The organism is Rheinheimera pacifica (assembly GCF_900108485.1).
Lineage (GTDB): Bacteria > Pseudomonadota > Gammaproteobacteria > Enterobacterales > Alteromonadaceae > Alishewanella > Alishewanella pacifica.
In genome coordinates, this window is the sequence record NZ_FNXF01000008.1 from 10,415 (window position 1) to 34,756 (window position 24,342).

Consider the following 24,342-nt stretch of genomic DNA (forward strand, 5'->3'; position numbering starts at 1 on the left):
TGGCTCCCCAGACTGGACTCGAACCAGTGACCTACGGATTAACAGTCCGCCGCTCTAACCAACTGAGCTACTAGGGAACAGCATTCAACGGGGCGCAATACTAATGCCAGCTATACCCTCTGTCAACACTTTGCCACAGGGATTTTCGCCATCTTGTATCACTTGCATAATGTTTAAACAAAGCGCTGCTTTTAGCTGCAGTAACAGCGCAATACTTTAGTCATAAACGGGGGGCAGGCTGGCTATTGCTACACCAGTGTTGTCGGGTGCTGGCCACACTTACCCACAGAAGCTGTGGATAAGTCTGTGAGTTGTACGGTGGTTTCTTCGGCGAAGGCTTGATTCTGTTGAGATGCAAGCAGGTCAAGCAAGTTGCGATGAATTTTTTAATGTAATAAAAACAATGGCATATATATTATTGTTGCAAATTGATGATCTGCCGGAAAATAAATAACTGGCACGAAATAAGCACGGCGGAATTGTGAACTATTTTGCCGTTTAGCAGATAATTTCAGCAAAATAAGCCTGCGTTAGCAGCAAAAGCCGGGAAATTAACGTGGCCGTAGCGGTGGCTTTTCTCTACAATAGCGCCATGCCGGTTAAAAGCTGTAATTATGACTACCTCTTCCCGTATTAAACCTTCATTAATTCATGATGATATTAAGTCGACGCTGGTGGCGATGACATTACCCATGCTGGTGGGGATGATCACATTAATGACATTCAGCCTGGTTGATACATTTTTTATCAGTATGCTCGGTACTGAGCAACTGGCGGCGATCAGTTTTACTTTTCCCATTTCGTTTGCCCTGATCAGCCTGGTGATAGGCCTGAGTATTGGTACTTCTGCGGTTATTGCCAAAGCACTGGGCGCCGGGCGTTTAACCGAAGCACGTACCGATGGCCAGGTGGCTTTGTGGTTATCCGGTATTTTGGTGGCACTGCTGGCGATACCGGGCTATTTGTTTAGCGATACCTTGTTCGGCCTGCTGGGGGCCAGTGACACGATTTTAGTGTATATCCGCCAGTATATGGATGTCTGGTTTGCCGGTGCCGTGCTGCTGGCGTTGCCAATGGTAGGCAATGCTGTGTTGCGTGCCGCTGGCGACACCAAAACACCCAGCATTATTATGGCGTGCTCGGGGCTGGTAAATGCGGTGCTTGACCCGCTGCTGATTTTTGGCCTGGGGCCGATACCGGCGCTTGGCATGCAGGGCGCGGCGATAGCCACGCTGGTTTCGTGGGTATTTGGCTCGGTATTAATTATTTACTTACTGGTTAAGCGCGATCTGATCAGCACCAGTTGGATCAACGCCACCCAGTTAAATCTGGTGTGTCGTAAAATTTTGCGTATCGGCTTACCGGCCGCCGGCGCCAATATGTTAACGCCATTGGCGATGGCTGTGCTAACGGCAATACTGGCCAATTACGGTGCCTCGGCAGTAGCGGCATTTGGCGTTGGCGCCCGGATTGAAAGTATTGCCTGTCTGGTGGTACTGGCACTGTCGATGACATTACCGCCTTTTGTCAGCCAGAACTATGGTGCCGGTTTATTAGGCCGGGTGCAGCAAGCCTACCGTTTATGTGGCCGTTTTGTGCTGTTATGGCAGTTGGCTATTTACCTGTTGCTGGCAGTACTGGCGGTGCCGCTGGCCAGACTGTTTAGCAGTGAAGCAGAAGTAGTGCGTATTATCTGCCAGTTTCTCTGGATAGTGCCGCTGGCATATGGCCTGCAGGGCATTACCATTTTAACCAATTCCTCTTTTAATGCGTTACACCAGCCAGGCAGTGCGCTGTTGTTAAGTTTGATCCGCTTATTTGTGTTTTATGTGCCGCTGGCCTGGCTTGGTGGCAAACTCTATGGGGTTACCGGCTTGTTTATTGGCTGCGTAGTCGCAAATATATTTACTGCAGCCCTGGCCTGGAGTTGGTTTAACCGGGCTATACAGCGTTCACAGCAGGAGATCACAACATGACACGTGCATTTGAGCTGGTATCACATTACCAACCCGCCGGTGATCAGCCCGAAGCCATTAATAAACTGGTAGAAGGCTTAGAAGCCGGTCTGGCACACCAGACGTTGCTCGGCGTTACCGGCTCAGGTAAAACCTTTACTATGGCCAATGTTATCGCGCGGGTAGACCGGCCAACACTGATCATGGCGCATAATAAAACGCTGGCGGCACAGCTTTATGGTGAGATGAAAGAGTTCTTCCCGAATAATGCCGTGGAATACTTTGTGTCGTACTACGACTACTACCAGCCCGAAGCCTACGTGCCCTCTACCGATACCTTTATTGAAAAAGATGCCTCTATTAACGAGCACATCGAGCAAATGCGCTTATCGGCAACCAAGGCACTGATGGAGCGGCGTGATGTTGTGATTATTGCTTCAGTGTCGGCTATTTACGGCCTTGGCGATCCGGAATCCTATATGAAAATGCTGCTGCATTTAAAAGTAGGCGACATTGTTGATCAGCGCTTTATTTTACGCCGCCTGGCCGAGTTGCAATACAGCCGCAACGACATCGAGTTTCAGCGCGCCACTTACCGGGTGCGTGGTGATGTGATTGATATTTTCCCGGCCGAGTCAGACGACATTGCTGTCAGGGTAGAGCTGTTTGACGAAGAAATTGAGCGCATCAGTATTTTTGACCCGTTAACCGGCTCGGTAGAAAAAGTAGTAACCCGCTATACCGTTTATCCGAAAACGCACTATGTTACGCCGCGCGAAAAAATACTTGCTGCGGTAGATGAAATTAAAGTTGAGCTGAAACAGCGCCGTGATGAGCTATTGGCTAACAATAAGCTGGTAGAAGAGCAACGTTTAAGCCAGCGTACCTTATTTGATATCGAAATGATGGTAGAACTGGGTTACTGCTCGGGCATCGAAAACTACTCGCGCTATTTATCCGGCCGCGCCAACGGCGAGCCGCCGCCAACCTTACTGGATTACTTTCCGGCCGACGGCCTGATGTTTATTGATGAGTCGCACGTTACGGTGTCGCAAATTGGCGCTATGTATAAAGGTGACCGCTCACGTAAAGAAAACCTGGTTAATTATGGCTTTCGCCTGCCATCGGCGCTGGATAACCGGCCGCTGAAATTTGATGAGTTTGAAGCTATAGCGCCGCAGCGTATTTATGTGTCGGCAACACCGGCCGTGTATGAGCTGGAGCAATCGGCCGGTGAAGTGGTCGAGCAGGTAGTGCGGCCCACCGGCCTGGTTGATCCGCTGATTGAGATCCGCCCGGTGGCAACCCAGGTAGATGATTTGCTGTCGGAAGCTTTTATCCGGGCTGAGCGTAAAGAGCGCGTGCTGGTTACCACGCTAACAAAAAAAATGGCCGAGGATTTAACCGATTATCTGAATGAGCATGGTGTCAGAGTGCGTTACCTGCACTCGGATATTGATACCGTTGAACGGATGGAGATTATCCGCGATTTACGCTTAGGCGTATTCGACGTGCTGGTCGGTATTAACCTGCTGCGTGAAGGCTTAGATATTCCCGAAGTGTCGCTGGTGGCGATACTGGATGCAGACAAAGAAGGCTTTTTACGCTCTGAGCGCTCGCTTATTCAAACTATCGGCCGTGCAGCACGTAACCTCGAAGGCCGGGCCATACTTTATGCCGATCGCATTACCGGCTCTATGCAACGGGCGATAGACGAAACTGACCGGCGTCGCGCCAAGCAGCAGCAATTTAACCTTGAGCATGGTATTTCACCTACTGCTATTAAGAAGAAAATTGCCGATGTTATGGACTTAGGTCAGGATGCCAGCCCGGCACTACCGATGGTGGCGGAAAGAGTCAGAATGATTAAAGGTAAAACTTCTTATCAGGTAGAAGCTGAGATTAAGCAACTGGAGCAAAAAATGCTGCAGCATGCCCGTGATCTTGAGTTTGAACAGGCTGCCCAGCTACGCGATAAAGTGCATATGTTAAAACAAGCGTTGCTGGAGATTTAACCGCTTTGCCGCTAATTTGTACACCGGCAATATTCTGTTGCAAAACAGCGGCCTTAAAGCCACTAAGGTTCATTGATTGTTCAGTGATAACTGCATAGTATGCGCGCGGGTTGGTGCCTGACACGCAACCCCTGTGCATTCAATCAGGAAGGACAATTATGAAACGTACTTTATTAGCTTCTTTTATCGCCGCTTTCTCTGTTTCTGCGATGGCAAACACATATCAGCACCAGTCCGATGCCGGTTTTGGCTGGGGTGACGTCGGCAACGGCGAAATACAAAACTGGTCGTTACGGCATGAATTTTATTTAACGCCGGTAAGTTACGGCACAGTACCTTATGCTGAAGCGGCGTTTATCAGCCGTAATGCCAGCGTACATGCAGGTTACAGCTACAGCAATATAGATTTCCCGGGTGAGCCTGACGATAGCATCAGCGGCTGGGAAGTGGGTGGTGTGTATCAGGATATGGCGCATAACTTCTATGCGGCAATTAATGTTAATGAATTTAACGGTTCTGATGATCGCATAATTGAAGCCAGCCTGGGTTATTTTGTCAGCGGCGACTGGCTGGTAAAACTCGATGCACGCCAAAGTCGGCCAGACGGTGAGGGCAGCTATACTGAATATGGCGTGAGCACGAAAAAATTACTGAAACTGGAAAACGGTAATTTTATTAATATCGAAGCCAGCTACATGGATCAGAAAAAACTGGATGAATCTGAGTTTGGTGTTGCCGCCGATTATTATTTTGGCCGCAATATTTCTGTAGGTCTGGCGTATAACTGGTTGTCAGATGACGTAGTCAGTGCTGATAAAGACAGCATCACTGTACGTGGCAGTTGGTATTTACAGCCGAATCTGGCTTTACATGCTGCGGTAATTTTTGACGATCTGGCGACAGCTGATGACGTATACATGCTGGGCGCCAGCTACCGTTTCTGATTAACATCAGCCTGGCTGAAGCTAACCCGCCCTGGTGGCGGGTTTTTTCATGGCCCAAGCACAAAATATGCTGTGAACAGGCTGATTTTAATGTTAAATACAGCGTTCCGCCCAGACTTGGCTACGCTTTAACAGCACCTTTGTTTTATTACTGTTTCAGGATGATACCTATGCTGCACTTTCGGCCGCTTGTTTTTCTGTCAATATCCGCTGTATTTCTGCTTAACGCTTGTTCAAAACCTGAACCCGAATTAACGCCGCAACTGGTACGGCCGGTAAAGCTGCATCAGATAAGTGCAGATGCCAGCGGCGCCGTACGGCAGTTTCCGGCGGTGGTAGCCCCGACAGAACGTGCCAGTTTAACCTTTCGTGTCAGCGGTAAACTGGTACAGCTGGTGGCTAGGCCGGGGCAGGCGGTTGAAAAAGGCCAGTTGCTGGCCAGGCTGGATGATACCGATTTTAAACTAAAGCTGGATCAGGCCCGTGCCCGCTTTGAGCTATCGCAAACCCAGTTTACCCGCTCTGAGCAGTTAATAAGCCAGAAGCTGGTGTCACAAGCCGTATATGATGAAGCCAAAGCCCAGCTACAGGTAGCGCAGGCCGATTTATCCACGGCTGAAACGGCTCTGAGTTACACCCGGCTGGAAGCGCCTTTTGCCGGTAATATTTCCCGTCTACTGGTTGAGAACCACGAGAATGTTGCGGCACAGCAGGCAATTATGGAGCTGCAGGTGCGCGATCAGGTAGATGTGGTGATCCAGGTGCCGGAAGATGTGATATCTAACGTGCGTAAAGACTTCGACTACCAGCCCGAGGTGGTGTTCGACTCGCACCCGCTATACCGTTACCGCGCCCGTATTCGTGAATGGGACACCCAGGCAGATCCGGCTACCAACAGCTTTAAGGTGGTGTTTAGTATGCCCACGCCAACAGACTTTAATGTGCTGTCGGGTATGACAGCGAATGTTATTGCTGAGGTCAGTAAAATCAGCAATGTGTATATTGACGCCTTGTTTATTCCGGCCAGTGCTATTTTTATGCCCGGCAGCGATCCGCTGGCATCACAGCAAAGCTATGTCTGGGTTTATGACAACGACAGCGGCACTGTTAGCAAGCGTGCCGTTACCGTTAGCAGCTTAACCAGTGCCGGTGCGGCGATAACGTCTGGCCTGGCAGTGGGTGAGCAGGTGGTGAGCGCTGGTGTGCAACAGTTAACTGAAGGCCAGCAGGTCAGGCCCTGGGTGCGTGAGCGGGGGCTGTAAGCATGGATCTGGCGCGTTATTTTATTCACTACCGCACATCATCCTGGCTGTTTGCTGCCATTTTATTGTTTGGCGGTATAGTGTCGTACCTTGGGTTGGGGCGGCTGGAAGACCCGCAATTTACCTTGAAGCAGGCGTTAATTATTACCTCGTACCCCGGTGCTTCGCCGTTACAGGTAGAAGAAGAGGTGACGTACCCGCTGGAAAATGCCATTCAGCAATTACCCTATGTAAATCATGTTACTTCAGTGTCTACCGCAGGCTTATCGCAGCTGATGGTAGAAATGAAAGACACCTACCGCGCTAAAGAACTGAAACAAATCTGGGATGAGCTGCGCCACAAAGTCAATGATTTACAGCCGCAATTGCCACCTGGCGTGCAAACACCACAGGTAAAAGATGATTTTGGTGATGTGTACGGTATTTTATTTGCCATTACCGGTGACGGTTATGGCGAAGATGAACTGCGCGACTACGTTGATTTTTTGCGCCGTGAGTTGGTACTGGTACCCAGTGTAGGCAAAGTGGCGGTAGGCGGTGTACAGCAGGAGCAGGTTATTGTTGAAATTTCCCGCCCGCGCTTAACAGCGCTTGGCATAGCACCGCAAACCTTATCAGCCTTGCTGCAAAGCCAGAATATGGTGGCCAATGCCGGTTCAATTAAAGTAGGGCCGGATCGGCTGCGTATTTACCCTACCGGCGAGTTTCAGTCGGTGGCCGAGCTGGAAAACCTGATTATCAGCAGCCCGGATTCAAAGGAGCTGATTTATTTAGGTGATGTTGCCCGCGTGTATCGTGAAAATGCTGAAGTACCCAGCCAGTTGATCCGTTTTGGTGGCAAAAATGCCCTGACGCTGGGCGTGTCGTTTTCTGGCGGGGTTAACGTCGTGGATGCCGGAGAGCAAATTCAGCAACGCCTGGCCCAGCTGGAGTACAACAAACCGGTGGGCATAGAGCTGCATACCATTTATAACCAGCCAGACGAAGTGGCCGGCTCGGTCAGCAGTTTTATTATTAACCTGGCAGAAGCTGTTGCCATTGTTATTGTGGTGCTGCTGGTATTTATGGGGCTGCGCAGCGGTATTTTAATTGGTCTGATTTTGCTGCTTACAGTGCTTGGCACCTTTATTTTTATGCGCCAGATGAATATTGAGCTACAACGTGTTTCGCTGGGCGCTTTGGTTATTGCGCTGGGGATGCTGGTCGATAACGCCATTGTTATTACCGAAGGCATTTTAATTGGTATGCAGCGGCGCTTAAAACTGGCTGATGCGGCCAGTTTAATTGTGAAACAAACGCAGTGGCCGTTGCTGGGCGCCACCGTTATTGCCATTGCTGCTTTTGCGCCGATAGGGCTGTCCAGTGATGCCACCGGCGAATTTGCCGGCAGTTTATTTTGGGTGTTATTGGTGTCGTTGTTATTAAGCTGGGTAACGGCAATTACCCTGACGCCATTTTTTGCCAGTATGCTGTTTAAAGACAAACTGCAACAAAGCAGCGAGCCAACAGAGCTGTATCAGGGGGTTATTTTTACGCTGTACCGTAAGGTATTGCATATAGCTTTGCGTTACCGGCTGGCAACCTATGCATTGACACTAAGCTTACTGGTGGTAGCGGTTATTGGTTTTGGTAAGGTAAAACAGGTGTTTTTCCCGCCGTCGAATACGCCTATTTTCCTGGTGGATTTATGGCAACCCGAAGGCACTGATATTCGTCATTCTGCACAAGATGCCGTGGCGCTGATGAATTATATCACCAGCCTTGAAGGGGTTAGCCATGTTACCAGCACCAGTGGCCGCGGGGCCGATCGCTTTATGCTGACCTATCAGCCGGAAAAGAGCTTTGCTGCCTACAGCCAGCTTATTGTCAGAGCCGAAGATCGTGAGCAGTTACCGGCACTAATGCAGCAAACCCGCAATTATATTACCGAGCAGTTACCACGGTTGCAGTACAAGTTACTGCGGCTTGAAGTGGGGCCCTCGACACCGGCGAAAATAGAAGCCCGCTTTAGCGGTGCCGACCCTGATGTGCTGCGCCAACTGGCGGCACAAGCGCAAAGCATTCTGCTGGCCGATGGCCGCGCCGTTAGTGTGCGTGACAACTGGCGTGAGCGCACCAAAGTGATCCGGCCGCGCTTTAATGAAGCCATGGCGCGCCGCGCCGGTATCAGCAAACAGGATATTGATGATGTGTTGCTAAGCAGTATGTCGGGTCGCACTGTCGGCATTTACCGGGACGGTACCCATTTGCTGCCGATAGTGGCCCGCTCTCCGCTGGCTGAACGGGATAACCTCGACGCCTTGTATGACTTGCAGGTTTACAGCAATAAACTGCAGCGCTATGTGCCGATAACCCAGGTTGTTACCGGTTTTGAGCTGGTATGGGAAGAAGCGCAAATTCAGCGCCGTGACCGTAAACGCACGGTCACGGTAATGGCCGATCATGACAACTTATCTGATGATACCGCTTCAGCATTGCTGGCACGGGTAAAAGCTGGCATTGAAGCGATTGACTTGCCAACCGGCTATTTCCTCAGTTGGGGTGGCGAATATGAAGCCCAGCAAAAAGCGCAAAAGGCACTGTTTAGCTCATTGCCGCTGGGTTATCTGATGATGTTTATTATTACCGTACTGCTGTTTAATTCACTGCGCAGTGCATTGGTGATCTGGGCTTGTGTGCCACTGGCTATTATCGGTGTGAGTTTTGGCTTACTGCTGCTGGGCGCGCCTTTTGGTTTTATTGCGCTGCTTGGGTTTTTAAGCTTATCCGGCATGCTGATCAAAAACTGTATTGTGCTGGTAGAGCAGATAAAGCTGGAGCTGGAGGAAGGCAAAGCGGCGTTTAACGCGGTATTTGACAGCGCGGTAAGCCGGGTGCGGCCGGTGTCAATGGCGGCTATTACCACTATTTTGGGCATGTTGCCGCTGTTGGGTGATGATTTTTTTGCCAGTCTGGCAGTAGTGATTATGTTTGGCCTGGGTTTTGCCACCATACTGACATTGCTGTTTTTACCTGTGCTGTACTGCAGCGTATTTAAAATAAAAACGATACAGGAATAATATGAACAGGTTTTTAGCCTTAGTATTTGCCGGCGGTGTTGTACTGCCATTTCAGTTACCGGCGGCAGATTGGTTGCCGCCATTACCCGCCTGGAGTGGCGCAAGCGAAAGTTTAATAAAAGCCAAGAATGCCCCCTGGGTAACCCCGGCCGAACTTACCGGCCTGACAGACAGCCCCGACTATAACGCCACACTGTCTTACCTGCGTAAACTGGTAGACAGCTCAGAGCTGCTGGAACTGGAGCAATTTGGCGTAAGCGCCCAAGGGCGGCCCCTGTATCTGGTTAAAGCCAGTAAAGCACTGCATAAAATAGCGCAAAACCCGGCCCGGCCTTTGCTATTGGTGCAGGCCGGTATTCACAGTGGTGAGATTGACGGCAAAGATGCCGGTTTAATGTTACTGCGCGATATTGCGCAGGGCGATAAAGCCTATTTACTGGCGGATGCTGACTTGCTATTTATTCCGGTATTGTCAGCTGATGGCCATGAACGCCGCTCGCTTTACAACCGGATGAACCAGCGCGGTCCGTTGCAGCAAGGCTGGCGCTCTACGGCGCAAAACCTGAATTTAAACCGTGATTACGCCAAAGCCGATGCGCCGGAAATGCAGGCATTGCTGGGGGTAATAAACCGCTACCAGCCCGATTTATATATCGATGTTCATGTAACAGACGGCGAAGATTACCAGTACGACATTACCTACGGTTTTAACGAGCCTTTTGCCGCCTTAAGCCCGAACGGTGCCAGCTGGTTGGCCAGGTTATATCGCCCGGCAGTGAACGCCGCGCTGGAGCAAGCCGGGCATATTCCCGGCCCGCTGGTGTTTGGTATCGACAGCAAAGACTTCAGCAAAGGTATAAGCGGCTGGACCGCCAGCCCGCGTTATTCCAACGGCTATGGTGATGCGCGCCATTTACCAACAGTGCTGGTAGAAAACCACAGCTTAAAACCTTACCGCCAGCGGGTGTTGGGCACCTACATATTGCTGGAGCAAAGCCTGAAACTGTTAAATGAACAGGGTAAGGCACTTATTCTGGCCCGTCAGGCCGATTTGCAGGCCAGGCCACGACGTATGGCGCTAAGCTATACTGCCAGTGAGCAGCCAGACTATATCGATTTTAAAGGTATCAGTTATCAGCTAAAGCAATCTGCTATCAGTGGTGATAACTATGTTGCCTGGACTGGCCAACCTAAACTGTATGAAAAACTGCCGGTTTACTGGGACAAAGTAGCCCAAAACGAAATTATCATACCCAAAGCCTATTGGCTGCCACCTGAGCAGCATACAGTGATAGAGCGGTTAAAGCTGCATGGTATTGAGGTAACGGTACTGGATAAAGCGCAAAAAGTTACACTGCAACAGCTTAGTGTTACGGCGCACACCTTTGCTGCAAAGCCTTTTGAGGGCCGATTTATGCTACAGGACGCCAGTTTTAGCCGCAGTAACATCAGCCGCACGCTCGGTGCAGGCTGGGTAAAAGTAGACACCGACCAACAGTTAGGCCGCCTGGTGGTCGCTTTACTGGAGCCAACTGCACCGGATTCATTTTTTAGCTGGGGCTTTTTCCCCGGCATGTTCGAACGCACCGAGTATTTTGAACCCTACGCCATAGAGCCATTGATTGAGCGGATGCTGGCGCAGCAACCCGAACTGCAACAGCAGTTTGAGCAGGCACTGGCAAAAGATGAAGCACTGCGCAGTAACCCGCGCGAGCGCTATAACTGGTTTTACCGGCAAATGCCGTTTTACGACAACCAGTACCTGAAATATCCGGTGCTGATACAACCCTGACAACACGTTACAGTACTGAATGAGATAAATTATGACCTTACAAAAAACCTTTATTGTATGGCTTACCAGCTTAGTGGTTGTTATGGCTGTAATTGTCATTGCACTTATCTCCGGGCGTGAGGCCAGTAAGTTAACCCAGCAGCTTGAGCGCGAACGCCAGCAACTGGGTGGCGAGATAGTGGCACTGCTGACGCTGACCGATAACCTGATGCAGGCGCAGGTAAAAAGCAGTATGCGCTTGCTGAACCAACGTATCGCCCAAAGTGGTGCTGTAAGTGTTGGCCAGCCGGTAGAAGTGGCGGGGCGCAGGGTAAACGATTTAGTGTTTAATGGTACCGGCCAGGCTAACCGTTTTGAACTGGTCGATGCCGTTACCGATATTATGGGCGGTACCGCTACCTTATTCAGCCGTGATAACAACGACTTTGTGCGTATTTCTACCAATGTGATTACCAATAATAACAGAGCCATTGGCACAGTACTGGACCCTAACGGCCTGGCTATTGCCGCCATCCGCCGGGGCACGGCGTTTTATGGCGTGGTTGATATTCTGGGCAACCCTTTTGTTACCGGGTATGAACCGGTAACCGATAGCAGCAACAATGTTATTGGTATCAGCTATGTGGGTTATCGCGCTGATTTAGAAGCGTTAAACCGCATAGTGATGCAAAGCCGCTTGTTGTCACAGGGCTTTGTGGCTATTGAAGATCGCAGCGGCAAGGTACGGGTAAACTCTGACAACATCGCCGCTGATGCGGTACAGCAAATTCTGGCCGGGCAAAACGATGGCTGGCAGCAACAAACGCTGGAGTTTGCTCCGTGGGGCTACAAAGTGCACCTGGTGTATTCCGAAACTGAAAGAAATAGCCTGGTGTGGCAGACCTTGCGCTCGCTGATTGCTTTAGTGGTGGTATTTGGCATTTTGCTGATTGCGATGGTGTTTTTTCTTACCCGTTACGTGGTTATTCAGCCACTGAATAAAGTAAATGCCTCGTTAGCCAATATTGTTGAAGGCGAGGGTGATTTAACTGCCCGGCTTAACTTTAACCGCAAAGATGAAATAGGCACTATGGCCAGCGGTTTTGATGCGTTGCTGGACAGAGTGCGGCGCACTATTGTTGATGTGCAGCAGGTATCCGGCGGCCTGAAACACTCTGCAGTTACTATGGATCACGCTGCTAAGCAGGTATTGCAGAAAATTACCCAGCAAACCCACGACACCGCAGCGATTGCTAATGCGATAGAAGAAATGACCACCACTTCACATGCCGTAGCAACAGGCGCATTGGATGCAGAAACCGCCGCGCAGGAAGTGGCAACGCGGGCAGAGCAGGTGATGACGGTTATTGAAAATACCGTAACCAACTCGCAACAGCAGATGCGTGCGATGGCTGAATCTGAACAGGCAATCAATTCGCTGACCAAAGCCAGCCAGGATATTGCCAAGGTGCTGGAAGTGATTAACAGTATTGCTGAGCAAACTAACTTGTTGGCACTTAATGCTGCCATTGAAGCGGCCAGAGCCGGTGAGCAGGGCCGCGGTTTTAGCGTGGTAGCCGACGAAGTCAGATCATTAGCCGGCAGAACGCAGGCCTCTACCGGTGAAATAAAACAGATGATCTCGGGTTTAGAAAGCGGCGTTGCCTCTGTTGAGCAAATTAACAGCCGTTATAAGCTGACCGTGGCCGACAACGTTAAATTTGCCGAAGGTGCGCGCAATGCGCTGCATGCGGTGCAATCGGCGGTGGATCAGATAAAAAGCCAGAATGCCGGTATTGCCAGTGCGGCCGAGCAGCAAAGCACAGTGGCAGAAAATATTAACCAGAAAACCCGGCAAATTAGGCAGTTGGCGCAAGACAGCGCACAGCAGTCTGAAATAGCGCAACAAACCAGTACGGCATTAATGCAGCAATGCGAAACGCTGGTGACTATTTTGTCTCAGTACCGGGTGTAAATTTTACGTATACCGACAAAATCAATTAATAAGCGGCAGAACTGCAATAATCTGCTAGGGTTAACGTTGTTTCCCCAAACTACGTAGTTAACAATTTGCTTATGATTTTTTTTGTCAGACCTGATGTTGTGGGTACCTGTTGATGGTTTGGTTGTTGTTTATGCATATTTGCGCCCTGGTGATCTGGGCTGCTGCATTACTGATCTTACCGTTGCTGATCCATCATTCACAAACACAGTTGGCTGAGGCTGCCGGTAAAGGCGATGCGGTAGACCGTCTATGGTTTACCCGTCTGGCCAGCCCGGTAGCGTTACTGGCTATAGTGTCAGGCACGGCTATTTTTGCCGTCAGCCGTAACTTTGACAGCTGGTTGCTGGTAAAGCTAACGCTGGTTACCGCTCTGGTAGTTTGCCATGTGCTGGCTGGCTTACTAATCCTGTATCGAAAGCGAGAACACGCCACAGCTATCGGCGCAAAATGTAGCATCCTGTTTGCAGCTATTCTACTGTTGCTGCTGGGTATTATTGTGTTAGTGCTGGTTAAACCCACCCAGGACAGCTTGTTATGGTTTCTGTGACATATCAGCCTGCAGGCTCAGGGGTTAGCGTCTTGCTGCAACATGTCATCGATATTGACACCAACGGCGTATTCATACACCAATCTGCCACCGAGATAGCCGGTTACGGTGATCAGCAAACCACTGAGTACCGACAAATAAAGCCCCTGTGGCAGAATTACGCTGGCCGGGTCCGGCAGGCGCAACAGCCAGTTCAGCGTGGCCAGCGACAGCAACATCACTGCCAGTATGGCATGGCACCAGGCGGTTATGAGCCGTCTGATCTGGCTTACCAGCAGTATGTCCATCAACCCGGCCAAACCGGCAATCCAGCCACCAATAGCGCCAACCCCTGCCAACCAAAGGCTGGCTCTGGCCCAGAACAGATCACCACTGTACAAAAAGGCCAGATCTGTGGCAATCAGCCCGATCAGGGCGGCTACCGGAAAGTGAATAAGACCAGGGTGCAGAGGGTGGCCAAATATCATAATCTGGCTGGTAATGGGCTGCATCGACATAATACATCTCAGCTGAAGTTAAAGATTAATAAACAAAAGCGTTACCAACCCAGTCTAGCAGCTGTTTGTTCAACTGGCCTGTTGTTAAGCCTGACAGGCTGCTCTGGCGCCTTTTCCAGCTTGGATCCTAAAGGCCCGGCGGCTGTTGAAGTGGCGCTGTTATGGTGGGGGATGTTCGGTGTTGCCACGCTGATATTGCTGCTGGTGGCGGCACTGTGGTTTTACGCGATAAAGCGCCGCAGCGATGATAGCCAGACCATTCGGCCAAATGCCTGGTTGTGCTGGGGCGGGCTGGCCTTGCCGCTGCTCAGCATTACGGTACTGCTGCTTATCGGTATTCCGGTTGGCCAGCGTATGTTACCGCTGGCCGACGACAACGCACTAAAAATCGAAGTAACCGGCCATCAGTGGTATTGGCAGGTGCATTATCCCGGCCATGCTATTGAATTAACCGACGAGTTACACATTCCGGTTAATACGCCGGTGTACCTGCAGCTGACCAGCGCCGATGTGATCCACTCTTTTTGGGTGCCCAGGCTGGGGGTAAAGCTGGATATGCTGCCGGGGCGCACAAACGTACTGCGGCTGCAAGCCTCTGAGGCCGGCATTTACCGCGGCCAGTGCGCTGAATACTGTGGTTTGGGCCATGCGCATATGCAGTTTAGCGTTATTGCGCACGAGCAAGCGACATTTGCCGGCTGGTTAAAGGAGCATAGCGCTGATGACTGATATGAAAAAAGCGACAGCGTCAGCGGCCGATATTAATAAGCTGGCGCAGATCTGGGCTAACTTACCTGGTTGGGGCAGCCTGGCGGCGGTAAACCACAGCACGATTGGCTTGCGCTTTATGGTTACCGGCATGGTGTTTTTTCTGATTGGCGGTGTGCTGGCGATGTTGATCCGCACGCAGTTAGCGTTACCGGAACAAAGTATCATTAGTGCTGATGTTTACGGCCAGCTGTTTAGCATGCATGGCAGTGTAATGATGTTTTTGTTTGCTATACCGGTACTGGAAGGGTTAGCCATATATCTGATCCCGAAGATGACCGGCAGCCGGGATTTATTGTTCCCGCGTATCAGCGCGCTGGGGTACTACTGCTACCTGTTTGGCGGCATCATTATTATGTTTAGCCTGGTGCTGGGCATTGCGCCGGCATCCGGCTGGTTTATGTATACGCCCCTTAGCAGTAGCGAGTTTTCGCCGGGGCCGGGCTCAGATTTCTGGTTGCTGGGTATTACTTTTGTCGAAATTTCTGCCATGGCAGCTGGTATTGAACTGACAGTGTCTATTTTATGCAGCCGGGCCAAAGGTATGACACTAAACCGGATGCCGTTGTTTTGCTGGTATATTCTGGTGATGGCGCTGATGATCGTATTTGGTTTTCCGCCGCTTATTCTTGCCAGTATTCTGCTTGAGCTGGAGCGTGCTGCCGGTATGCCATTCTTTACTGTGGCGGCAGGTGGCGATCCGCTGTTGTGGCAGCACTTGTTCTGGTTGTTTGGCCACCCTGAGGTGTACATCATTTTTCTGCCGGCGGCCGGTATTGTCTCAACCCTGATCCCGGTATTCAGCGGCCGGCCGATAGTGGGTTATCGCTGGGTGGTAATCGGCATTATTTTAACCGGCTTTATCAGTTTCGGACTGTGGGTGCACCATATGTTCACGGTGGGCATTCCGCAGCTGGCACAGGCATTTTTTTCTGTTGCCAGTATGCTGGTGGCGGTGCCTACTGCTATTCAGGTATTTGCCTGGCTGGCAACGCTGTGGTACGGCAAGGTGGTGTTTCGTTTGCCGATGCTGTGGATCTGTGGTTTTCTGCTGATTTTTGTTTGTGGCGGCCTGACCGGCGTTATGCTGGCACTGGTACCATTTAACTGGCAGGTACATGACACGCACTTTGTGGTGGCGCATATGCACTATGTGCTGGTGGGCGGTATGTTTTTCCCGTTGATTGCCGGCTTGTATTACTGGCTGCCATTGGTGTCTGGCCGTATGCCGTCTGAGAAGATTGGCCGCTGCGGGTTCTGGCTGACCTTCACCGGTTTTAATCTGACATTTTTGCTGATGCATCTGACCGGCCTGCTGGGTATGCCGCGGCGGGTTTATACCTATGAAGCCGGCCTGGGCTGGGACTGGCTTAATCTGCTGTCGTCGGTCGGCAGCTTTATTATGGCAATTGGCGTGGCGATGGTGCTGCTGGATTTACTGCTGCATTTTTGGTTTGGCAAGCGCGCCAGTGCTAACCCCTGGCATGCCGACACGCTGGAGTGGGCACTGGATATGCCACCGGCACAGTATAATTTTGCCTCTTTGCCGGTAGTTACCAGCCGTCAGCCACTGTGGCATGACCCGACGTTACCACAACGTATTGCCGCCGGAGAAGGTGGTATGACCAACACCACCAGCGGCCGCCGGGAAAACTGGGGCACGTCGGCCGTTAGCGCCCGCGTACAGCAAAACCTGCACCTGCCCGGCAACTCGTGGTGGCCGCTGTGCAGTGCGCTGGCGCTGGCGGCTGTTTGTATCAGCTTGCTCTGCCGCTGGTATCCGCTGGCATTGCTTGCCGCCGCCGGCGCATTGGTATTACTGCTGTGCTGGAGCTGGCATAACGGTGCCAACCTGCAACCCGCAGCATCGCCAGCCGATGCTAAGCTGGCTTTGCCGTTAGAGAGCCAAAGTACAGACGGGCCTGGCCGCTGGGGCATGGTAGTAACCTTATTGGCAAATGGCGCACTGTTTATGGCATTGCTGTTTGGCTGGTTTTACCTGTGGACAGCGGCACCGCAATGGTCGGCGCCTGCGGATGGGCCGCTGCCGGTAACCCTGTTGCTGCTGTGTGGTGCGCTGGCAAGTGTTGCGGTATGGCAGTTTAACCGGTTGAGTGTGCAACTGGCTGATGGCCAGGACAGCCATTTACACAGGCAGTTATGGCTTTGTGTTTTAACCGGCAGCGCGCATTTTATACTATTACTGAGCTTATTTATGATGGCGCCGCTGGCCTATACCAGCAGCGCACATGATGCAGTGATTATGGTTATTTTACTGTATTTGCTCGGCCATGCCGGCCTGGCTGTAATATTAACAATGTTACAGGCGTTAAGGGTGGCACGGGGTTATGTTAGTAAGCAACGGCCTTACGAGCCTCAGGTGGTAAAACCCTTTTGGTTTTATTATCTGGCTGTTTACTGGCTTAGCATTGCGCTATTTTTTATTTTACCGCTTGGCTGGGGGCCGGTGTTATGAGCTGGCGGCGCTGGTGTAAACCGGGCCACCCGGCCCAGCTGGTGTTGGGGTTGAGTATCTGGGGGATCTGGTTTATTGCTATGTATGCCGGGTTATCTGTGGTGTGTCAGTTTGTAGCACCTGCGCCGCAAGATGGCGCTGCCAACTGGCTGAATTATGCACTTTTCGGCTTAACATTGATTGTTATAACACTGTTGTTGCTGCTGGCCTGGCGGGGTTGGCGCTATTGTCAAAGCGTGCAGCACGACAACCGCCCGCAACGTTTTGTTGGTTATGTTAGCACCGTTTTATATTTAATGGCTGCACTGGCGACACTGGCCGGTGCTTTACCGGTGCTGGTATTACCGCCATGTATCTAAACCTGCGCTTACATTGCTGGCGTTTAGTGTGGTTGTTGGCGCTTAGCAGCCTGAGCTTGCCGTTACAGGCACACAGTGTGCTGCAACATGACGGCGAATCATTCTGGGCTGCGCTGATTGCGATACTGTTATTAGCAGTATTCTGGCTGTTGTATCTGCTTGGCAGTGTAAAGCGCCGGCCAGCACTGTGGCAGGCATTGCTGTTTCATGTTGGCTGTATTTTGTGTGCTTTTGCCGTGACGGGCCCGCTGGACGACTGGGCAGAAATCAGCGCCAGCGCTCATATGGTGCAGCATATGCTGTTTATGGTGGTAATAGCACCGCTATGGGCGTTAAGCCAGCCGTTAGCGCAGTTTGCTGCTATTACCGGCAGTTGGGGCCGGCTAGCCTGGCAGCCTTTGCTAAAGCTGAGCCATTATCCACTTAGCCTGGCTTATTTGCATGCTGCAGTCGTTTGGTTTTGGCATACGCCGTATTTTTATGTGCTGGCGCTGGAGCATCCGTGGTGGCATCTGGTTGAGCATATTTGCTTTATGTTCACCGCGGCAATGTTGTGGTGGGCGGTGTTGCAGTGCAACGAGCGAAACCGCTCCTGGGCGTTGCTGGCGCTGTTGTTTACGCTGATGCATACCGGCTTTCTCGGTGCAATTCTGACCTTTGCCGACAGTTTATTGTATTACCCGACACATCAGCTCAGCGATCAGCAACTGGCCGGTTTGCTGATGTGGGTGCCCGGCGCACTGCCTTATATACTGGCTGCGGCCTGGCTGGGTTATCGCTGGCTGCGCAGTGTGGCAGCAAATAATGATGCGGGCTGATATTAGTCAGCCAGCGGTACCACATCTACCGCTACACTAAGCTGATGCTCACCGTTGCCGTGTAGTATGCCTTTTAGCGGCACTACATCGGCGTAATCTCGGCCCCAGGCCAGTGTCAGGTGCTGCTCGTCGGCCAGAATATTATTGGTCGGGTCAAAATCTATCCAGCCCAGCGTGGGCTCAAATACGGCGAACCAGGCATGCGAGGCATCGGCGCCAACCAGGCGCGGTTGCCCCTCTGGCGGCCGGGTTTCCAGATAACCACTAACATAGCGCGCCGGTATACCGACACAGCGCAGGCAGCTGATCGCAAGTTGGGCGAAATCCTGACATACGCCTCTTTTATGCGCTAACACTTCAGATAAAGGCGTGACTACGGTACTGAATTCAGGGTCGTACTGAAATTCGGTAAATATCAGCTGGTTTAATGCCTGTGCCAGCTGCAGTATATTCTGGCCGGGTTGCATTAAGGGCGTGATTAACGCTTTAGCGGCAGGCAGTAGCGGGATCATCCGGCTGGCATGCTGGCACAATAAGGCGTCTAAGGTTGTTGCATCGGTATGCTGGCGTAAATGGGCAAAGAGCCCGTTGCTGTCGGTGGCATCACGTATTTTTAAAATATTATGCCGCGGCATAACCTGCAGTGTGCTGCGTGAGGTGACACAGAGTTGTTTGTGTGGCGGCTGTACATGAATAAAGTGCTGGGTATTGCCAAAGCTGTCGCAGCGTTGTTGTATCAACGACGGGGCCGGGTTTACGCTTAAACTGCTGTGTTCTACCTGCTGATACGGCAACTGGCGTGGTGTGAGCCAGGCCAGGTTATAGCTGTTTGCCACGGTTTGGGCGTAACGATATTCGGTTTGGTGGATCAGCTGATATTTCATTAAAAACTCTGCCACTGGCTGCTTAAATCAGCATGATTAAAGTAAGACAAGGTTACGCTGTCGGATAGCTGGCGCAGCGTTTGTTGCAATTGGTGCAACAGCAAACTCAGGCCGGGCAGGGCGTGCTGCTGAGCGTCAAACAGCTGTTGCAGGTCAATTTGTTGCAGTATGGCGACCAGTTCCATGGCCAGGCGCTGCTCGCGGCTTAGTGTTATGCTGGCATCATTATGCAACGCTGGCAGTTTTTCGGTCTGACGTAGTAAGCGGGCACACTGATAACTGACAGAGCGTGGTGTGCTGTCGTCCAGCAACAACAAATCCATAATCGCTAACGGGTGCAATTCGGTGTGGTAACGCCGCCGGTAGGTCATTAATGTATCGGCCAGGCGCAGCAGGGCTTCCATCAGGGCGTCGGTTGGCGGGGTATTGGCAAACACCGCCTGCAGCAGGCTGCAGCTTTGCTGGGCCCGTTCTAAATGCTGGCCAAGATCCATAAAACGCAGCGTTTGGGTGCGGCTCATGGTTTCGTTGTTCAGGCCGTAAATGGCGGTTTGCAACAGTACTATTTCATCCAGCGTACGTAGCAGGGCTGCCGGTTGCTGCCACTGTGGCCGCGCAGGCCACTGGTAAATAGCGCTTTGCAGTTTATCCAGCACATACCAGGTATCTTCACCGAAATATTCGCGTACCGACTGGGCGTTATACAGCAGGTTTTTCAGTATCGCCACCACGCCGGTAGCATTATCGGCACTGAATAATTTGTCCAGTGCAGGTTGTAAGCCCGGTAACGATTGTTCTGTGCCGTCATCCATGCTGCTGTTGGCGCGTAAACAAAAACTCAGCAGATGTCGTGCATCCTGCTGTCCCGTGTCGCTATTGTCACTGTTATTGAGTAGTGTCAGCGCAGCCCTCAGTGCACGGCAAATCAGGTTAAGGCGTTCGTTATAACGGCCAAGCCAGAATAAATGGTCGGCCACCCGGCTGGGTAACAAACCGGATTGACGCGACAGCGTAACCTGATGTTTAGCGCTTTGCAGTAAGCTGACGGCCTGGGCTTTATTGGCCAGCACCCAAACGTCTTTGGCGGTAAAGCCGGCGCTAAAACCGGCCCGGTCAGAACGTTGCAGTGTGTTGCTATGTGTACTTACCCGGCCGAGCGCGCCAGGCATAACCGCGACGTCGGCCTGGCCGACGTCGCGATCAGTCAGTAAGCTGAAAATACGCAGCACACCGGCCTGGGGGTGTAATTCGCCTTTTTTATCGCAACAGGGCAATTGGCTTAGCGGCAGCAATTGGCGGGCAATATAGGCCGCGGGTTGTTGCTCTACCTGTTGCCACAGCGCTGTCAGTTCAGCCGGTGGCAGATCGGCCAGTTGCCATTGCTGGGCGCTTAACAGATGCTGCAGGCAATAATCGCTACTGTTGGTTTGGGCTTGTGCTAACTGACTGGCGTTACCGCACCACAGTGCCGGTACGGTGGGCAGTAGCAAGGGCTGTTGCAGCAAAAATTCGCAGCAGCGGGATAAAAAAGGCAATAGTGCACCTGAGTCGAGCAGGGCACTGCCGGGCGGGTTAACACATAACAACTGGTTTTGCCGGATGCTTTGTAATAAGCCGGCACTACCACTGCTACCGGGATCCAGCTCCAGCGGATCACAGCTGCTGTCTGGCAGATAGCGCAGCAGGCTTTGCAATGGCTGCAGGCCGCTGAGGGTTTTTAACCACAGCTTGCTGTCTTTAAACATCAGATCCGCACCGTGTACCAGCGCGATATCAAGGTAATTGGCTAAAAAGGCATGCTCAAAATAGGCTGCGTCACGCTTATGGTGGGTAAGTAAGCCGGCCAGTTTATGCTCGTTATCGCTTTGGCAGCCTTGTTGCAGCAACTGTTGCAGTTGGCGGAAAAACCCCGCCAGCTGGCTTTTTTTAACGCTGGAGTTCAGCTCGGTTGTGGTGTTGTTAAACGCCAGCCGGTGCTCCAGCACATAGCCTAAACCGGCAGGCAGCTGGGTGTTATCGCTATAGGCACAAAACTGGCCATCGCTGTTACGGCCAATGTCGGTGGCCAGCATAGGCAGCCAGGATGCGGTATCAATTAAGTTGGCGCAGGGCAGCAGGTAGTCTTTATTTAAAAAAATTACTTCTGGCGGAATAACCTGTTGCTGTAATAGCTGCTGCGGGCCGTATAAATCGTGCAGAATCGCATTTAACAGCTGATGGCGCTGGGCAATGCCGGCTTCAAGTTGCTGCCACTGGGTTTCACTAATCAGCCACGGCATTAAATCCAGCTGGCGTTGTTGCTGATGCCAGGGATCAAAGGTGGTGCCGTTTTCCCGCAACTGGTGCTGCAATTCGCTATACAGCTGTTGCAGGCGCTGTGCCGGTTGGCGCTGCCACCAATACAGTAACTGGCGCCATTGCGGCAAGTCCTGCCAGTGTTGCTGCTCGTGGATAGGCTGTGGCGTAACGCTCACTGACATACTGCTCCTGTGCGGGTTAATCAGGCAGAAAGCTGGGCTCTGCTAAGATTTTCTGCCGGTGTGGCAATCACTTTGTGCAGGTTAATAATACCGGCCTGAATATGATCAATCAGCTGGTGCAACTGCTCTGTCGACAACTCGGTCAGCGGCTCTGTTTTAAGCAGAGCCTGTAGCTGATGCACCTGTTGCAAGATGCTGATGCTGTGCGGCAAGCCTTTAGCCGACGCGGCAACACGGTTTAAACAATAGGCGATAGAGCGCGGAAAATCTGCATACGTCAGCAGGTAATCAATGGCATCGACATCACCGCTTTGGTGCGCCAGATAATAATGGTACGACTCTATACCGCCAAGGGCGTTAAGAATAGAGGTCCAGCGAAACTTGGGCCGTTTAATCTGCGTAGGTTGCAGCTGTTGTAGCACCATTACATCCATAATGCGGGTAGTCATATCGGCGCGCTCTAAATGGCGGCCAATATTAAATAAGTCAAAGGCATCGCTGCGCAGCATTACGCCGTCCAGCACGCCCACTACCATCTGGCAGCGGCGGCTGACTTCAGTCATCAGGTTATAGCGCTGTTGCCGGCCGCCCGGTTGCTGGCAGTGCTGTTGTAAAAATATGTCCAGTTTATTCAGCTCTTCCCACATATCACGCGGAATAAGCTGGCGGATAGAGCGGGCGTTGTATTTAAGCTGGCTGCAGGTATGCCGTATTGATACTGTGCTGGCACTGTTACTGATCAAATGTGCCATCACGGCATATTCTATACTGGCTTGCTCGGGCGTGGCATCTGGCGGTAACTGATAGTTTGCCAGTGCGGTTTTGCTGTCCAGCCCCATCACATCCAGCAATACCGGCCAGCTAAACTGGGTATCTTTGTGGCTGTCAATTAACAGATGGCTGGTGGCATTAACCAGCCGGGCGGTGTCATCCAGCCGTTCCAGATAGCGGCCAAGCCAGAAAATATTATCTACAGATTTCAGTAGCATAGTTTATACCTCATCGTTGATAATCCAGGTGTCTTTACTGCCGCCACCTTGTGACGAATTTACCACCAGTGAGCCGCGCTTCAGTGCCACCCGGCTTAAACCACCGGTTGTGCAGTACAGCTCTTTTCCCTGCAAAATAAACGGCCGTAAATCCAGATGGCGTGGCTCCAGTGCGCCGTCGCACAGCGTAGGTGCGGTAGACAGGTTAAGCGTAGGCTGGGCAATAAAATTACGCGGGTTGGCTTTAATAGCCTCGGCCATTTGTTGCTGCTCTGCCAGGGTTGAACGCGGGCCAATTAAAATGCCGTAACCGCCTGATTCATTAGCTGGTTTTACCACCAGTTTATCCAGGTTGGCCAGCACATAGTTTTTTTGCTTTGGGTCCAGACATAAAAAGGTTTCAACATTATCAATCAGCGGTTTTTCGCCCAGATAATACTGAATAATCTGCGGTACATAGGCGTAAATCACTTTGTCATCTGCCACACCGGAGCCCGGCGCATTGGCTATAGACACATTGCCTTTGGCCCAGGCTTTAATCAGGCCGGCTATGCCCAGCACCGAGTCGGGCCGAAATGCCAGTGGGTCGATAAAAACATCATCGACGCGGCGGTAAATCACATCAACCCGCTGTTTACCGTGTAGTTTTTTTAAGTAGACAATGTCATCTTCAACAAATAAATCGGTGTTTTCGGCCAGCTCTATACCGGTTTGCTGCGCCAGAAAGCTGTGTTCAAAATAAGCCGAATTATAAATGCCGGGGGTGAGCAGCACTATGCAGGGCACATCGCTGTGGCGGGGGGAGAGTGATGCCAGCATACGCCACAACTGATGTGGGTAATCGTCTACCGGGTAAATGGTTGATTCAGCAAACAGCTCCGGAAAGACGCGTTTCATTACGGTACGGTTTTCCAGCATGTAAGAGACACCAGATGGCACCCGCAGGTTATCTTCCAGTACCAGAAAGCGGCCGTCTTCATCACGAACCAAATCAGTGCCGCAAATATTAGCCCACACGCCAAAACGGGGCGAAATGCCCTGACATGGTGCAAGGTAGTTGCGTGACTGCAACACTAAATCTGCCGGTACCACGCCGTCTTTAAGAATACTTTGCTTGTTGTACAAGTCATCAATAAACAGGTTCAGCGCGGTTAAACGCTGCTTTAAGCCGGCGCTGGTACTTTGCCATTCAGTGCTGGGGATAGTGCGCGGCATGACATCCAGCGGCCAGGCCCGGTCGATATTATTGCCGTCGCTGTATAGTGTAAAGCACACGCCCATATCGCTAATGGTTTGATTTAACTGCTCTTGTCGCTGGCATAGTTCAGTGGCGCCATGTTTATCAATAAAGCGGGCAATCGCCGCTGCTACTGGTCTTACACTGCCGTCACTGCTAACCAGTTCATCAAAACAGTTTTCGGTTAACGGATAACCACCGCGGGTAAAGCTTTTTACACTCATCAGCAACTCCTTGCACCGCACAGCAGACAGAATGCTGTTCATAACGGATACA

At 51.5% G+C, this 24,342-nt stretch carries 17 protein-coding genes and 1 tRNA gene; 12 read left to right on the top strand and 6 right to left on the bottom strand.

All coding sequences use genetic code 11. The features are described 5' to 3' along the window. Window positions 1-77 (bottom strand) — tRNA-Asn (locus BLW68_RS11385). A 537-nt stretch (window positions 78-614) separates the two neighbouring features. Between BLW68_RS11385 and BLW68_RS11390 the strand changes: the two genes are divergently transcribed. The 8 genes from BLW68_RS11390 to BLW68_RS11425 all read left to right on the top strand — a co-directional run bounded on the left by BLW68_RS11390 (window position 615) and on the right by BLW68_RS11425 (window position 13,558). Further along, on the top strand, window positions 615-1,976 hold the full coding sequence (locus tag BLW68_RS11390) for an MATE family efflux transporter (RefSeq protein WP_092793380.1): 1,362 nt from the start codon (window positions 615-617) through the stop codon (window positions 1,974-1,976). Then, window positions 1,973-3,970 carry an excinuclease ABC subunit UvrB gene (uvrB, locus tag BLW68_RS11395; RefSeq protein WP_092793381.1) on the top strand — a complete coding sequence of 666 codons (1,998 nt, stop codon included), beginning with the start codon at window positions 1,973-1,975 and terminating at the stop codon, window positions 3,968-3,970. The genes BLW68_RS11390 and uvrB overlap by 4 nt, the downstream gene beginning before the upstream one ends. A 158-nt stretch (window positions 3,971-4,128) precedes the next feature. After that, window positions 4,129-4,914: a putative porin gene (locus tag BLW68_RS11400; protein ID WP_092793383.1), complete on the top strand. Its 786-nt coding sequence runs from the start codon at window positions 4,129-4,131 to the stop codon at window positions 4,912-4,914. A gap of 170 nt (window positions 4,915-5,084) precedes the next feature. Beyond that, window positions 5,085-6,176: an efflux RND transporter periplasmic adaptor subunit gene (locus BLW68_RS11405; RefSeq protein ID WP_092793385.1), complete on the top strand. Its 1,092-nt coding sequence runs from the start codon at window positions 5,085-5,087 to the stop codon at window positions 6,174-6,176. A gap of 2 nt (window positions 6,177-6,178) precedes the next feature. Next, window positions 6,179-9,235, top strand: a complete 3,057-nt coding sequence (locus tag BLW68_RS11410; protein ID WP_092793387.1) for an efflux RND transporter permease subunit — start codon at window positions 6,179-6,181, stop codon at window positions 9,233-9,235. Window position 9,236: 1 nt separating this feature from the next. Next, window positions 9,237-11,027 carry a M14 family metallopeptidase gene (locus tag BLW68_RS11415; RefSeq protein ID WP_092793388.1) on the top strand — a complete coding sequence of 597 codons (1,791 nt, stop codon included), beginning with the start codon at window positions 9,237-9,239 and terminating at the stop codon, window positions 11,025-11,027. Window positions 11,028-11,058: 31 nt separating this feature from the next. Continuing rightward, window positions 11,059-12,981: a methyl-accepting chemotaxis protein gene (locus BLW68_RS11420; protein WP_092793390.1), complete on the top strand. Its 1,923-nt coding sequence runs from the start codon at window positions 11,059-11,061 to the stop codon at window positions 12,979-12,981. Window positions 12,982-13,123: 142 nt separating this feature from the next. Next, the gene (locus tag BLW68_RS11425) at window positions 13,124-13,558 is read left to right on the top strand and encodes a CopD family protein (RefSeq protein WP_092793392.1); all 435 of its coding nucleotides are present in this window, start codon (window positions 13,124-13,126) and stop codon (window positions 13,556-13,558) included. A gap of 17 nt (window positions 13,559-13,575) precedes the next feature. Here BLW68_RS11425 and BLW68_RS11430 read toward each other — a convergent pair whose 3' ends face one another. After that, window positions 13,576-14,055 carry a DUF2231 domain-containing protein gene (locus tag BLW68_RS11430; protein WP_092793395.1) on the bottom strand — a complete coding sequence of 160 codons (480 nt, stop codon included), beginning with the start codon at window positions 14,053-14,055 and terminating at the stop codon, window positions 13,576-13,578. 81 nt (window positions 14,056-14,136) lie between these two features. Here BLW68_RS11430 and coxB point away from each other — a divergent pair, with 81 nt between their 5' ends. The 4 genes from coxB to BLW68_RS11450 are packed head-to-tail and all read left to right on the top strand — an operon-like array spanning window position 14,137 to window position 18,476. Further along, entirely contained in the window at window positions 14,137-14,784 is a 648-nt protein-coding gene (coxB, locus tag BLW68_RS11435) for a cytochrome c oxidase subunit II (protein WP_245728322.1), read from the top strand. Then, on the top strand, window positions 14,777-17,299 hold the full coding sequence (gene ctaD, locus BLW68_RS11440) for a cytochrome c oxidase subunit I (protein ID WP_092793396.1): 2,523 nt from the start codon (window positions 14,777-14,779) through the stop codon (window positions 17,297-17,299). Before coxB ends, ctaD begins: the two co-directional genes overlap by 8 nt. Continuing rightward, window positions 17,296-17,658 carry a hypothetical protein gene (locus BLW68_RS11445; RefSeq protein ID WP_092793398.1) on the top strand — a complete coding sequence of 121 codons (363 nt, stop codon included), beginning with the start codon at window positions 17,296-17,298 and terminating at the stop codon, window positions 17,656-17,658. The genes ctaD and BLW68_RS11445 overlap by 4 nt, the downstream gene beginning before the upstream one ends. Then, on the top strand, window positions 17,649-18,476 hold the full coding sequence (locus BLW68_RS11450) for a cytochrome c oxidase assembly protein (RefSeq protein WP_092793399.1): 828 nt from the start codon (window positions 17,649-17,651) through the stop codon (window positions 18,474-18,476). Before BLW68_RS11445 ends, BLW68_RS11450 begins: the two co-directional genes overlap by 10 nt. A gap of 2 nt (window positions 18,477-18,478) precedes the next feature. Here BLW68_RS11450 and BLW68_RS11455 read toward each other — a convergent pair whose 3' ends face one another. The 4 genes from BLW68_RS11455 to BLW68_RS11470 are packed head-to-tail and all read right to left on the bottom strand — an operon-like array spanning window position 18,479 to window position 24,290. Continuing rightward, window positions 18,479-19,360 carry a transglutaminase family protein gene (locus BLW68_RS11455; RefSeq protein WP_092793402.1) on the bottom strand — a complete coding sequence of 294 codons (882 nt, stop codon included), beginning with the start codon at window positions 19,358-19,360 and terminating at the stop codon, window positions 18,479-18,481. Continuing rightward, window positions 19,360-21,840, bottom strand: coding sequence for a circularly permuted type 2 ATP-grasp protein (locus BLW68_RS11460; protein ID WP_092793406.1), 2,481 nt, complete (start codon window positions 21,838-21,840; stop codon window positions 19,360-19,362). Before BLW68_RS11460 ends, BLW68_RS11455 begins: the two co-directional genes overlap by 1 nt. 20 nt (window positions 21,841-21,860) lie before the next feature. Further along, complete coding sequence (locus BLW68_RS11465; protein ID WP_068230935.1) at window positions 21,861-22,829, bottom strand: alpha-E domain-containing protein; 969 nt, start codon at window positions 22,827-22,829, stop codon at window positions 21,861-21,863. Window positions 22,830-22,832: 3 nt separating this feature from the next. Next, window positions 22,833-24,290 (bottom strand): circularly permuted type 2 ATP-grasp protein, encoded by a 1,458-nt coding sequence (locus BLW68_RS11470; protein ID WP_092793409.1) that lies wholly within the window; start codon window positions 24,288-24,290, stop codon window positions 22,833-22,835. Window positions 24,291-24,342: the final 52 nt, after the last annotated feature.

Coding starts and splice junctions, on each gene's coding strand:
- BLW68_RS11455 (WP_092793402.1), bottom strand. CDS start 19,360: ATGAAATATCAGCTGATCCACCAAACCGAATATCGTTACGCCCAAACC.
- uvrB (WP_092793381.1), top strand. CDS start 1,973: ATGACACGTGCATTTGAGCTGGTATCACATTACCAACCCGCCGGTGAT.
- BLW68_RS11415 (WP_092793388.1), top strand. CDS start 9,237: ATGAACAGGTTTTTAGCCTTAGTATTTGCCGGCGGTGTTGTACTGCCA.
- BLW68_RS11410 (WP_092793387.1), top strand. CDS start 6,179: ATGGATCTGGCGCGTTATTTTATTCACTACCGCACATCATCCTGGCTG.
- BLW68_RS11445 (WP_092793398.1), top strand. CDS start 17,296: ATGAGCTGGCGGCGCTGGTGTAAACCGGGCCACCCGGCCCAGCTGGTG.
- BLW68_RS11425 (WP_092793392.1), top strand. CDS start 13,124: ATGGTTTGGTTGTTGTTTATGCATATTTGCGCCCTGGTGATCTGGGCT.
- BLW68_RS11405 (WP_092793385.1), top strand. CDS start 5,085: ATGCTGCACTTTCGGCCGCTTGTTTTTCTGTCAATATCCGCTGTATTT.
- BLW68_RS11460 (WP_092793406.1), bottom strand. CDS start 21,840: ATGTCAGTGAGCGTTACGCCACAGCCTATCCACGAGCAGCAACACTGG.
- BLW68_RS11390 (WP_092793380.1), top strand. CDS start 615: ATGACTACCTCTTCCCGTATTAAACCTTCATTAATTCATGATGATATT.
- BLW68_RS11420 (WP_092793390.1), top strand. CDS start 11,059: ATGACCTTACAAAAAACCTTTATTGTATGGCTTACCAGCTTAGTGGTT.
- BLW68_RS11430 (WP_092793395.1), bottom strand. CDS start 14,055: ATGTCGATGCAGCCCATTACCAGCCAGATTATGATATTTGGCCACCCT.
- BLW68_RS11450 (WP_092793399.1), top strand. CDS start 17,649: ATGTATCTAAACCTGCGCTTACATTGCTGGCGTTTAGTGTGGTTGTTG.
- ctaD (WP_092793396.1), top strand. CDS start 14,777: ATGACTGATATGAAAAAAGCGACAGCGTCAGCGGCCGATATTAATAAG.
- BLW68_RS11470 (WP_092793409.1), bottom strand. CDS start 24,290: ATGAGTGTAAAAAGCTTTACCCGCGGTGGTTATCCGTTAACCGAAAAC.
- BLW68_RS11465 (WP_068230935.1), bottom strand. CDS start 22,829: ATGCTACTGAAATCTGTAGATAATATTTTCTGGCTTGGCCGCTATCTG.
- BLW68_RS11400 (WP_092793383.1), top strand. CDS start 4,129: ATGAAACGTACTTTATTAGCTTCTTTTATCGCCGCTTTCTCTGTTTCT.